The organism is Kribbella sp. (assembly GCF_035687465.1).
In the GTDB taxonomy this organism is placed as follows: Bacteria; Actinomycetota; Actinomycetes; order Propionibacteriales; family Kribbellaceae; genus Kribbella.
On sequence record NZ_DASRXP010000585.1, the window covers coordinates 1 to 11,524 of the forward strand.

The 11,524-nt window shown below is 68.0% G+C and carries 10 protein-coding genes; 4 read left to right on the forward strand and 6 right to left on the reverse strand.

Annotated elements, in window-relative coordinates:
- Nucleotides 1-401: 401 nt before the first annotated feature.
- The 3 genes from VFG33_RS30920 to VFG33_RS30930 all read right to left on the reverse strand — a co-directional run bounded on the left by VFG33_RS30920 (nucleotide 402) and on the right by VFG33_RS30930 (nucleotide 3,042).
- Nucleotides 402-1,409 carry an EamA family transporter gene (locus VFG33_RS30920; RefSeq protein WP_325056520.1) on the reverse strand — a complete coding sequence of 336 codons (1,008 nt, stop codon included), beginning with the start codon at nucleotides 1,407-1,409 and terminating at the stop codon, nucleotides 402-404.
- A 72-nt stretch (nucleotides 1,410-1,481) separates the two neighbouring features.
- The gene (locus tag VFG33_RS30925; protein ID WP_325056521.1) at nucleotides 1,482-2,153 is read right to left on the reverse strand and encodes a hypothetical protein; all 672 of its coding nucleotides are present in this window, start codon (nucleotides 2,151-2,153) and stop codon (nucleotides 1,482-1,484) included.
- 40 nt (nucleotides 2,154-2,193) lie between these two features.
- Nucleotides 2,194-3,042, reverse strand: coding sequence for a DUF5937 family protein (locus tag VFG33_RS30930; protein ID WP_325056522.1), 849 nt, complete (start codon nucleotides 3,040-3,042; stop codon nucleotides 2,194-2,196).
- A 208-nt stretch (nucleotides 3,043-3,250) separates the two neighbouring features.
- Between VFG33_RS30930 and VFG33_RS30935 the strand changes: the two genes are divergently transcribed.
- The gene (locus VFG33_RS30935; protein WP_325056523.1) at nucleotides 3,251-4,447 is read left to right on the forward strand and encodes an MFS transporter; all 1,197 of its coding nucleotides are present in this window, start codon (nucleotides 3,251-3,253) and stop codon (nucleotides 4,445-4,447) included.
- A gap of 3 nt (nucleotides 4,448-4,450) precedes the next feature.
- On the opposite strand, the gene VFG33_RS30940 is transcribed toward VFG33_RS30935, so the two are convergent.
- Nucleotides 4,451-5,203, reverse strand: coding sequence for an SDR family oxidoreductase (locus VFG33_RS30940; protein ID WP_325056524.1), 753 nt, complete (start codon nucleotides 5,201-5,203; stop codon nucleotides 4,451-4,453).
- Between the two features lie 68 nt (nucleotides 5,204-5,271).
- Here VFG33_RS30940 and VFG33_RS30945 point away from each other — a divergent pair, with 68 nt between their 5' ends.
- Nucleotides 5,272-6,162 carry a LysR family transcriptional regulator gene (locus tag VFG33_RS30945; RefSeq protein ID WP_325056525.1) on the forward strand — a complete coding sequence of 297 codons (891 nt, stop codon included), beginning with the start codon at nucleotides 5,272-5,274 and terminating at the stop codon, nucleotides 6,160-6,162.
- Here the strand turns inward: VFG33_RS30945 and VFG33_RS30950 are convergent.
- On the reverse strand, nucleotides 6,128-7,159 hold the full coding sequence (locus tag VFG33_RS30950) for a LacI family DNA-binding transcriptional regulator (RefSeq protein ID WP_325056526.1): 1,032 nt from the start codon (nucleotides 7,157-7,159) through the stop codon (nucleotides 6,128-6,130). The two genes, VFG33_RS30945 and VFG33_RS30950, sit on opposite strands and share 35 nt — an antisense overlap.
- Before the next feature lie 9 nt (nucleotides 7,160-7,168).
- Nucleotides 7,169-8,947, reverse strand: a complete 1,779-nt coding sequence (locus VFG33_RS30955; protein WP_325056527.1) for a glycoside hydrolase family 36 protein — start codon at nucleotides 8,945-8,947, stop codon at nucleotides 7,169-7,171.
- A gap of 136 nt (nucleotides 8,948-9,083) precedes the next feature.
- Between VFG33_RS30955 and VFG33_RS30960 the strand changes: the two genes are divergently transcribed.
- Complete coding sequence (locus tag VFG33_RS30960; protein WP_325056528.1) at nucleotides 9,084-10,388, forward strand: glycoside hydrolase family protein; 1,305 nt, start codon at nucleotides 9,084-9,086, stop codon at nucleotides 10,386-10,388.
- Nucleotides 10,385-11,524 (forward strand): extracellular solute-binding protein (locus VFG33_RS30965; protein ID WP_325056529.1); only part of this gene is annotated, 1,140 nt, incomplete at its 3' end. The genes VFG33_RS30960 and VFG33_RS30965, both read left to right, overlap by 4 nt.

Here is an 11,524-nt window from a genome sequence, read left to right on the forward strand (position 1 = left end):
ACAGGTGGTGGGGACCTCGGACAAGGTATTTGTTGTCCGAGGTCCCGATTTGGTGTTCAAGGTCCCGACAACTTGCCCGAGATTCGGCCGGCGCGGGTGAAATCGCCGGGTTCCTTACCGTGGAAGGCGTTCGGCCGCCCCGCGACGTAATCCCTGAATTGTGGCCGTACTTCTCAGCGGCTCCGGGCGTAGCTGCGTCTTTCCCTGGTCGTGGTGAGGTGTGTCAAGGGTCGAACTTGTTCGAGCCCGCAGGGCCGCGAAGCGCCCTTGACTCACCTCGCCGCGGCTAGCACCATCACGCAGCCCGGCGACGCGAACCACCCACACCTACCCGCGAACCACATGTACCAACGAACCCACGAACCACCTCACCCAGAATCGGGGTGAGACGGTCGGGTGCTTCAGCGGCCGACGGGGTCGAAGTCGGCGGGGTCGAGGTCGGGGGTTTCGAGGAGTGGGGTGTCTGTGTCGGGGATCTCGGGTGGGGCGACCTTGCCGACGGAGGACTGGGCTACAAAGGCACCTAGGAGGACGATGGCGCCGCCGATGATCTGGTTGGTGCTGAGGGTTTCGTTCAGCAGGATCCAGGCGAACAAGCTTGCTGCCACGACCTCGACGTACGCGACTGCTCCACCGATTGCCGCGGACAGTCGCTGGACTGCGGCGGCGCCCGCCAGGTAGGCGACCACTGTGCTGACCACGATCAGCCAGGCGGCGAAGATCCAGCCGGGCGCGGACCGCTCGCCGATCGCGATCGTGTCCGTCAGCGCGTGCCACGGGATGGCCCAGGGTGCGGAGATCGCGGTCAGCAGGATCGCGCCGACCACGCTGCCGGCCGCCGTCATCACCAACGGATCGGCGACACCGGTGAGCTTGTCGATCAGGATGAAGTACGTCGCCTGGCAGGCGGCCGCACCCAGCCCGGCGAGCAGACCGACCAGGTCCAACTGCAGCCCGGACCAGATCTCCACCACCGTCGCGAGCCCGACCAACGCGATCGCAACCCCGAGTGCCGCCGACCGCGGCACCGCCACCTTGCGCCCGAACTTCAGCCAGCCGACCACCAGCACCGGCCCGGAGAACTCCAGCAGGATCGCGACCCCCACCGGCAACCGGCTGGCGGCGATGAAGAACAGCGTCTGGCACCCGGCGATCCCGGTCAGCCCGTACAGCACCAACTGCGGCCAGGAGGCACGCGCGGCACGCAGACCGGCACTCCCGCGGAAGATCAGCATCAGCGGGACCAGCAGGACGGCCGCACCGAGAATCCTCAACCAGGCGGCCTGTTCGGGCGAGATCCCAGCCCCGATCAGCGCCTTCGCGAACGGCCCCGAACCACCAAAGGTGATGGCCGAGAAGATGGCGAAGCCAAGGCCGGCCGACTTGGTCCGGGCGGGAGTGCTGTACATGGGCATAACACTCGCACACTCATTACAACGCCGTCGATAGGGAGATATCAGTAGATGGACGGCGGTGGCCGGCTAGAGGACGTTGACCGCCCGGGCGGCGACCACGGCGACGGTGAGCAGGGCGATGATGGACTGGATCGCCATCAGGATCTTGAGCCGTGCTGTCAGCGGCATCGTGTCGGTCGGGCTGAACGCGGTCGCGTTGGTGAAGGCGACGTACAGGTAGTCGGTGAACCCGGGCAGCCAGCCTGCCCAGCCGGGGACGTCCGAGGTCATCTGTGGGAAGAGCAGATCGGGCCGCTCTTCCTCGTGTTCGTGCTCAGGGGCCCGCGCGAACGGCCCGCCGCGGTCGACCTCCCAGAACCAAACGCCGAACGCAACCACGTTCGTCGTCCAGATCAGCACGGCTGCTTTGACCAGGACCGCGCCGTCGTTCGCCTGACCTGAGGTCAGGAAAAAGATCAGTCCGACCAGGTAGAGCGCGTTGATCCCCACCAGGACAGCCAGCAGGGCCACTTCGACCCAGCGCAACCACGGCTCGTCGCGGCGCAGGTGGAACGGATTCATCCACACCAGCGGCACCAGCAGGGCCGCGCCCAACGCCGGGAGCACCCAGCGCGGCAGCGGCACCACCGCAGCGGGCACGGCAAGCTGCAACCCCAGGACAGCCAGGACCGCCAGCGAGGCAGGCCACCGTCGCGTGTGGCGTGTGCTGGTAACTGCCGGCTTGGGAACCTTGGTCACCCCAGCATTCTGACCTGCCCGACCCCACCGAGGTGGGACCTCAGCCGACAGAAGCGTCGATGACGGCCTGACCGACGTCCGTCCGCCGGTAATGGACCTGATGACCGGTACGCCGCCTGATCACCAGGCCGGCGGCATGCAACGCGGCCAGGTGTTCCGCGACCGTCGCCAACGCCAGCCCGTACTGCGCCGCGAGGGCGCTCGTGGTGGCGGGAGGATCCAGCGCGACGAGAAGTGTCGCGCGGGTCCGGCCGAGGAGTTTCGCCAACGGATCCGGCGGAGCCGGCGCGTCCGACCAGAGGCGGGCCGCGCCACGCGCCGGGTAGACCACCGTGGGTTGGTAGCTCGGGGCGACAACCATGACCAGATGCGGCCATGCGAACACACCGGGCACGAGCAGCAGCCCCTGACCGGTGAGCTCACGATCCGGTTCGCGGTAGCGGGACGCGATCAGCTGGTCGTCTTCCCAGGTCAGCGTCGGATGCAGGTCGTCGAACAGCTCGGCCAGTCCGCCGGAGGTCAGTTGCTGCCCGCGGTAGGCGAGGTCGTCCTCGAGGACGCGGCTGATCAGCGGCCAGTCCGGTTCGATCAGCGTGGTCCAGGCGGTCTCGACCTCGTCGGCGAACCGCTCCCTCGCGCCGGCTGGATCGGCCAGCATCCGGTCGATCTCCGGGCCGCCGGGATTGTTCAGTTCGTCGCGCGAACGGATCAGCTCGGCGCGGACCTGGTGCAGGGGAGCGCTGCGGACGCGGGCGATCTCGGTGCCGAACCTCGCCCGGGAAGCCTTCGGAGGAGGCGTGAGGAAGTCAGGGGTGAAGCCGGCCCGGGGCTGGACGGCCCGCAGCATGTGCAGATCGAGGCCGGCCGCCACTTCGGCTTTCGCCGCCACCCAGGGAGAGTAGAGCGGCCGATGCTTGTGGCCGTGCAGAACCCGCACCGCGGAAATGGTCTCCCACAACGGCGAGATCCCAAACCGGCACCGCACCACATCACCCCGCCCGAACCGCAACACCGTCATTCCGAGCCCCGCAGTGTGGAAGTTTCGGGCATGGCCGAAAATATACTCCTGGCCGGGAGGCAGGGAGCACGCTCTCTGCGTGAGTACGCCAACGACAACCACCACCGGCTATCGGGCTGTTCTGCAGGTTGCCGGGATGCGCAACATCTTCGTCGCGCATGCCGTGTCGATGGCCGGCACGGTCGCCGCCCAGGTCGCCCTGTCGATCCTGATCTTCGAGCGGACCGGGTCGCCGTTGCTGTCCGCCCTCGTTCTGGTCTGCGCGTTCCTGCCCTACGCTCTCGGCGGGATCGCGCTCTCTTCGATCTCGGACCGTTTCCCGGCCCGCCGGGTGCTGGTCTGCTCCGACCTGATCAGCGCCGGCTGCATCGCCCTCATGCTGATCCCCGGGCTCCCTGTCGGTGCTCTCCTCGGCCTGCTCCTGCTGACCGGGATCGTCGCGCCGATTTTCGCCGGCGCCCGCGCGGCCAGCCTCGCCCAGTTGCTCCCAGCCGACCTGTTCCCGATCGGCAGGTCCTTGCTCAGGGCAATCGGCCAGCTGACCGTGCTGATGGGTTTCGGGCTCGGCGCGATCGCGGTCGCGGCGCTCGGGCCGACCTTGCTCCTCGCCCTCGATGTCGCGACCTTCGTCGCCTCGGCCGCCTTGATCGGCCTCGGTACTCCGTTCACTCCGGCGGTCGGAACCACCGGCGGCACGGTGCAGGATTCCCTCAGCGGCTTGAAGTACCTGCTGAGCAACGTCCGCTTGAGACGCTTGATCGTCTTGTCCTGGGTCGTTCCAGCCTTCTCCTCGATGCCCGACGGACTCGCCGTGGCCTACACCGCCCAGACCGGCGCCGCGGCGACCGCCGCAGGCGCGCTGTTCACCGGGTACGCCGTCGGCTCCGTGCTGGGCGAGCTTGCCGCCACCCGGCTCGAACCATCAACCAGGCGGCGGCTCGTCGTCCCGCTCATCCTGCTGAGCCAGCTCCCCGCGATCGCCTTCGTGGCAACACCGGGGATCGCTCTCGCGGCCGTCCTGCTCGCGATCTCGGGCAGCGGCTATGCGTTCAACCAGGGCATCGATCCGCTGATCCTGGCGGCGATCGATCCGGCGTACCGGGGTCGGCTGTTCACGGTCCAGACCAGTGGCCTGATGGCGATCCAGGGCGTCAGCATCGCGCTGGCCGGGGCAATCGGAACCGTGATCCGGCCCGGCCTGACGATCTGCCTGGCCGGCGTCGTCGGCGCCGTCGTCACCATGCTGCTCGCCCGGAGAGCGCTCTCGGAGAACTGAGAGCTACCAGGGGACAGGCGCCGTGGGGGACTCGCCGCCGCCGGTGAAGGTGGCGGTGGGGCCGTTGGCGGAGAGGAGGGCGAGGTGGACCGGATTGCGGGCACCGTCAGTCGTGGTGCGGCCGCCGCGCGGGGCGTCGGAGGCCGCGTTGAGGTCCGTCGCGACCAGGCCGGGGTTGGCGGAGTTGACCTTGATGCCGTCGGCGCGGAGCGCGTTGGAGTAAACGACGGTGAGGGCGTTGAGCGCGGCCTTGGACGAGCTATAGGCAAGGAACTTCTGTGTCGACAAGTAGCTGTCCTGGTCGGCCAGCAGGGTGAGCGAGCCGAGTCCGCTCGACATGTTGACGATCCGGCCGTTCGGAGACCGGCGCAGCAGCGGGATGCAGGCAGACGTAACCGTGACAACACCGAAGACGTTGACCTCGTAGACCTCGCGGAGCTGATCAGCCGTGATGTCCGCGACCTTCGTGCCCCATTCGACGACGATCCCGGCGTTGTTCACCAGCGCGTCCAGCCGGCCGGCATCCGCTTCGATCGACTTCACCGCGGCGCCGACAGACCCCGGATCGGTGACGTCCAACTGGACGAACCGGACATCCAGACCTTCCTTCGCGAGTGCGTCGCGGGCGCTCAGACCCCGCTCGGCGTCGCGGGCGCCGAGGTAGACGGTCAGTCCCTCGGTTGCGAGTTGCCGGACGATCTCCCGGCCGAGTCCCTTGTTGCCACCTGTGACGAGTGCGACTTCGTTCGTGTTCATGTCTTCAGTTCACCCGCCCGTAGCGGAGAAGAAAAGACCGATCCGGTAGCACCCCATACCCTGGCGGTATGCCGGAACCCGAGATCCGCGAACTGCGCTACTTCCGCGCGGTCGCCGAGGACCTGAACATCACCCGCGCGGCCGAGCGTCTCGGGATCGCCCAGCCGCCGCTGTCCCGCGCGATGCGCCAGCTCGAACGCCGCCTCGGCGTCGACCTCTTCGATCGCTCCGACCAGCGGATCGCGCTGACGACGGCCGGCGAGACCTTCCTGAAGGAATCAGCCCAGGTCCTCGATGCCCTGGACGCGACCGTACGCCGGACGCAGCGCGCGGGTCTTCCCGCCAGGACTCTCGTGGTCACCGCCAAGCCAGGCGTGTCCACCGAGCTCCTGCATGGCATCGTCGAGCAGTTCCTGACCGAGCCGGACGCGCCCGAGATCCGCATCACCATCAGTGGATTCGGTGAACAGGAGGGCATGGTGCGCGACGGTCGTGCGGATGTGGCGATCCTGGGCGGGCCGTTCGACGACCACGGTCTCGAGTCCGAACTGCTGGTCGTCGAACCACGGGTGGCGGCGTTGCCGGCCAGTCATCCGCTGGCCGGCCGGGAGACCCTCGCCGCCGAGGATCTGGCCGGCCTGCCGACACCGCGGTGGCCAGGTTCCAACGATGCCCAGAGCAACTTCTGGTCGAGCACTCCGGACAACCCGGTCGACGGACCGCTGGTGCAGGACAGCTCGCAACTGCTGGAGGTGATCGCTTTCAGCCAGGCGGTGGCGTTGGTCCCGACCTCGCTGGCGCGGAGGAACGGCCGGCCGGACATCGTGTATCGCCCGGTGACCGACGTCGCGCAGTACGAGACTGTGGTGGTGTGGCAGGCGGGCAATCGGTCGCCGTGGGTCGCGCGGTTCGTGCAGACGGCCCTCAAGCGCTCGATCGAACAACCAGGGGAGCTATGACCAGCTGACCTGGCTGGTCCGGCTCGCCGCTGATCTCCCGCAGTGCACGCGAGAACAGGCAGCCGGCGATGTCGCGCAGTGGAATGCGTGCGGTCGTCAACGGCGTGTCCAGCATGCTCGCGAAAGGGAAGTCGTTGAAGCCGGTGACGGCAACGTCCTGACCGACCTTGACGCCACGTCGTTGCAGTGCACGCATCGCCACTACCGCGAAGGCGTCGTTGTCGGCCACGTAGGTGTCCGGCGGGTTGTCGCAGTCGAGCGTCGACGCCACGTACGCCGCAACCGCGTCCAGGTCGTCGAACGACTGCGTCGAGTGCGGCGAACTGAACTCCTGCAGGAACCCTTCCTCCCGCTGATGCACCCAGGGCAGACTGCTCTTGGTCCCGAGGTAGACGGCCCGGGTTCGCCCTGTCGACTGGAGATGCCGGCCGATCGCCGCCATCGAGGCCACGTTGTCGACGTCCACCCAGCACTGCCGCTGGATAGGACCGGTCCGCCCGAAGGCGACGAACGGGAACCCGCGGGAGCTGAGGAACTCCAGCCGAGGATCGCGCGGCATCGTCTCCAGGACGACGATCGCGTCCACCTGACGGGCCGCGATCAGCTTCTCGTACAGGGCGATCTCGGTCGCGCCCTCGGTCGGCGTCGTCACGTGGACGCCGTACCCGGAGGTCGCCGCGGCCTTCACCAGACCGCCGAGCAGGCCGTGCAGGAAACCACCGAGGCCGGGGTTCTGATCGCTGAACGCGTCGTCCTCGAGGTAGAGCGGCAGGCCGATCACCTGGCTGCGGCCGGACGACAGCGCCCGCGCCGCGTGGTTGGGGGTGTAGCCGAGTTCGTCGATCGCGGCCTGCACGGTCCGGACCGTCTGGTCGCTGACCCGGTGCGGCGCGTTCAGCACGTTCGACACCGTCATCGCCGACACTCCGGCTAGGCGTGCCACGTCGGCCACGGTCGTCCTGCGGTGGACCAGAGTTTTCTTACGCTCGTTCGCCATCCAGCCCCCTCAGTGAACCTGCTCGATCCGCGCCACGCCGCCGACCGGTACGTCGACCGCCCAGAGGCCGGCCGGCGGGGTGGTCGTAGTACGGGACAACTCGACGCCTGAGCAGTCAGACACTACGAGGTGCACAGGGCCAGCCCCAGCACCTTCGAGGATCAGGCCCGGCCGGTCGCCCCCGTTGACCAGCAGCATCACCGCGGCTGCTGCGGTCAAACGCACCACCGGGTTGGAGAAAACGGCAACCACGGTGGTCTCCGGTGACGCCGCCGCGACCTGCGTGTAGCGCGCGTCGGGCCGGGACGGAGTCAGTACGCCGTGCAACAGCGTGTCGGCGTGGTCCTTCATGAACCCGAGCCAGAACCGCACCACCCGATCGTGCTCGGGGGCCAGCGATCCGAGCTCGACGGAGACCTGCGGAGTACTGAACATGACCCCAATGAACTGCTGCGCCACCGCTTCGGGGGTGGCCGAGGGGCGCCACATCAGCATGTCCGAGTGGACAGCGCGGTCGCCGGCGAGCAGCCGGCTGTCGACCGTGCGGACCCTGTTCTCCACTGCGTCCATCGCGCAGTCGCCCGCGCGCAGGAAGGTGCCGAACTGCCACAGCCGCGGGTTCACGTAGTCCTGCCGGAACTCGATCAGGAGATCCGGGCGCAGCCTGCGGAGCTCGCTGGTGACGGCGGCCAGGATCAGCTCGACGCCTTCGTCCACGGTCTCGCAGTCGCCGTCGGGAGCCGGCTCCGGGTCGGCCCAGGCCCACGAGTCGATGAAGTCAATCTTGAGCCCGTCGATGCCCCAGTCGCGCACCGGTCGGACGCAGCACTCGACGATGTGCTCGCGGACCTCCGGATACCGCGGGTCGAGCACCCACGCGCTGAGGCCGTCGACGTAGCCAAGAGTCCGGTCCTTGAACCGCTCCCAGGCCTTGGAATGCGCCCCGATCAACGGCGGCGCGATCCACAGCACGTAGTCGAGCCCGAGCTCGTGGACGCGGCGTACGTGATCTGCCATGTCCGGGAAGGTGCTGCTGGTCGGCTCCCAGTCACCACAGTGTGCGTAGCCGCGCGCGGTGTCCTCGGTCTGCCAACCGTCGTCGACGATGACTGCCTTGCACCCGTACTGCGCGCTGGCGCGGGCGTGGTGCTCGACTGATTCCGCCGAGACGTGCTGGTGATCGCTGTACCAGGTGGAGTACATCGCCTGCCGGGCGAGCTCGGGCACCGGCGCGATCCGGTCGCCGAGCTCGGCGGTCCACGCATCGGTGACGTCCCGCAGCGCCTCCGCGAAGTGCAGACCGCGCAGGTCGATCCGTAAGGTGAAGCGATAGCTGCCGTCAGTCGGCTCGACGTCGTCCACCGCGAGCTGGACCAGTTGCTCGGCGGTCTCCTCGTTCACCCCGACCGCGAAGTCGCAGCCGCGGACGCTCGACGACAGCGAGATCGTGCACGGGCTGAGATCGTCGGTCCCGACCAAGGAGGCCACCGGGGCGGAGCGCACCGAGCGGATATCGCGATGCGAGCCCCAGTCGGTCGGCAGCGTGCGGTGCGAGCCCTGGGTCGCGGTCCACAGCGTGGCGGCGGAATCGACCGGCCAGGTCCAGCGGATCCTGATCGGCCCCGCGCCGAGGTCGTCAGTGGCGATCTCGTACGCGAGCACGCCCGGCGCGGAGGCCGGCAGCTCGGTCACCGTTGCAGTCCCGGGGGAGGAGACCGAGCCGGTCCGGCGGAGGCTGCCGTCGGGGGAGCGGACCTCGAAACTGGCCCCGGGCGGTACGGACGTCATCGGCAACTCCCGTTCATGAGCTCACTGTAGAGCACCGACTATAGCGGTAAAATCGATACCTCCGAAGGTATTGACGAATGCGGACCCAGTGCTAGTTTTAGCGCTAATAGTCGATTGTGTGAAAGGTGCGTCCGCGATGTCAGACCTGGCTGTCACCTCGGATCTCGGCTACGTCGAGGACGCCTTCGCCTGGGCCCGGAAGCGGGCGCTGGAGTGGGTGCAGACGGATGCCGCGGCCGGCAACCTGCCGTCGTACTGGGCCGGTTACCCCTCCCGGCCGATGTTCTACTCACGCGACGTCTGCCACCAGGCGACCGGTGCGCATCTGCTCGGGCTGGACGCGGAGAACCTCGCGATGATCCGGCATTTCGCCCGCTCGAGCACGTCCGGGCGGAAGTGGTACCCGCTGTGGGCGTTCCATTTCGACGGGAGCATCGCCGGGCTCGACTACCACGGCGACGAGCACTTCGTGCGGGAGATCCCCGCGGTGTTCGACCTGACCTACCGGGCGCTGGAGCAGTACGACTGGACCGGCGACCGGCGCTGGATCGACGACCCGGACCTGGCGGCCTACTACCTCCGCTCGGTCGAGGACTTCGTCGCCGCTCACGACAGCGACGGCGACGGCATCCCCGAGGCACCCGGCACCGGCGACCTCTTCGACGGTGCGGCCACCTACAACGAGCAGGATCCCGAGACACCGCTGATCATCGCGGGGGACGGGCTCGCCCTGCACTACGCCGCATTGCGTGCCCTCGGCAAAGAACGCGGCAAGGATCGCGGCGTCGGCAAGGCACAGAGAGAGCGCTTTCTCGAACGGTCGGAGCGGATCCAGGCGGAGTTCCAGGGGAACTGGTGGGACGAGTCGCTGGGCCGGTTCGCCCGGGGGCTGAGCCGGAACGGGCTCGAGTTCTCCTGGGGACTCGAGTCGCACTGGATCGTGCCGATGACGGGGCTGAGCGGACACGGAGTACAGAACGAGCGGTTCCTGGACTACCTCGAGCAGGAGTTGGAATTACGGCCGCCTGCCAACATCGAGGCGTTCAGCTATCTGCCGGAGGTGTTCTTCCGGCACGGACGTGACGAGTCGGCGTGGCGCTGGCTGCGGCACCTCATCGACAGCCGGGACGACTATCCGGAGATTTCCTTCACCGTCGTCCAGCACCTGGTGGCTGGACTGCTCGGGTTGGTGCCGGACGCCGCGTCGGCGTACCTGTCCATCGACTCCCACCTGCCCGCGGACATCGGGCTGTTGAGCGCCGACCACGTGCGGATCGGCGAGTGGGACCTACGCATCACCCAAGTTGCCCGGCAGTCGACAGAGATCACCGTGCACAGCGGGCCGGGGCCGCTGACGGTGGCCGTCGGATCAGCCGGCGTCAGGACCCTCGAACCCGGCCGGACCGCCCGGGTCACCTCTCAGACGAAGGACCCCTCATGAAGGTTTTCAACCGCCTGATCCCGGTCGGGGCCGGGCTTGCCGCACTCCTCCTCGCCGCCGGCTGCGCGACCGGCAGCCAGCCCGCCGCCAACAGCGGCGCCGACGAGAACGGGGACATCAGTTTCTCGTTCTGGGGCACGAACTCCGAGGCCGCCTCGCTGAAGGCGATCGCGGCGGCCTTCGAGAAGGCCAACCCCGGTACCAAGGTGACGACGAACTGGATCCAGGCCGACTACGAGCAGAAGATCCAGACCTCGATCGCGGCCGGCACCCAGTCCACCGTGCTGGAGATCAGCAACACCAGCCTGGCCGGGTTCGCGCCGAGTTTCGCCGAGCAGCAGGTCGACCCGGGCAAGTTCATCCAGCCGAACATCTCCTCGTCGATGCAGGTCGAGGGCAAGTACTACGCGACGCCGTTCACCGCGAAGCCGAAGGTGATGGCGATCAACGTGGACGCCTTCAAGGCAGCGGGCGTTCCCTTGCCCAGCGCAACGACTCCGATGACGCTGGAGGAGTTCCGGAACGTCGCCGCCAAGCTGTCCCACGGTGAGGGCAAGGCGCGGGTGTTCGGTTCCAGCAACCTTTGGTACCGGGGCTGGCTGACCGCTTCCGGCGGCAGCTACTACAACGCCGACGCGACCGCTTGTACCTTCGGCGACCCCACCGGCGTGGCGACCGCGCAGTACGTGGTGAACATGCAAAAGGACAAGTACTCGCCGACCTCGGTGGACATCGAGGGCCAGGACCAGGCGCAGTGGTTCGCCGCTGGCCGGCTGGCCACCTTCAGCGACTTCGGTCCGTGGACGGTCGCTGACTTCGCCAAGTTCAGCAAGCCGAACTGGATGCTGGTGCCGGTGCCTGGCAAGGGGTTCCCGATGGAGGTCGGCGGCCTGGCGATCGCGAAGAACGCGACCGGCAAGAAGGCCGAGAACGCCAAGAAGTTCGTCGAGTTCGCCAGCACGCAGAAGGCGGCTCAGGACCTGCTGATCCAGGGCAACACCGCCCTCGGCGTACCGATCATCGCCGAATCGACGGCGACGCTCGAGAAGGTCATGCCGGCCGACCGCAACCTGGCCGCGTTCACCACCGCCCTGAAGAGCGGCCTGGTCGGCGTCTCGGTGAAGAAGGAAGCCCAG

Coding starts and splice junctions, on each gene's coding strand:
- VFG33_RS30920 (WP_325056520.1), bottom strand. CDS start 1,409: ATGTACAGCACTCCCGCCCGGACCAAGTCGGCCGGCCTTGGCTTCGCC.
- VFG33_RS30955 (WP_325056527.1), bottom strand. CDS start 8,947: ATGACGTCCGTACCGCCCGGGGCCAGTTTCGAGGTCCGCTCCCCCGAC.
- VFG33_RS30950 (WP_325056526.1), bottom strand. CDS start 7,159: ATGGCGAACGAGCGTAAGAAAACTCTGGTCCACCGCAGGACGACCGTG.
- VFG33_RS30960 (WP_325056528.1), top strand. CDS start 9,084: ATGTCAGACCTGGCTGTCACCTCGGATCTCGGCTACGTCGAGGACGCC.
- VFG33_RS30945 (WP_325056525.1), top strand. CDS start 5,272: ATGCCGGAACCCGAGATCCGCGAACTGCGCTACTTCCGCGCGGTCGCC.
- VFG33_RS30940 (WP_325056524.1), bottom strand. CDS start 5,203: ATGAACACGAACGAAGTCGCACTCGTCACAGGTGGCAACAAGGGACTC.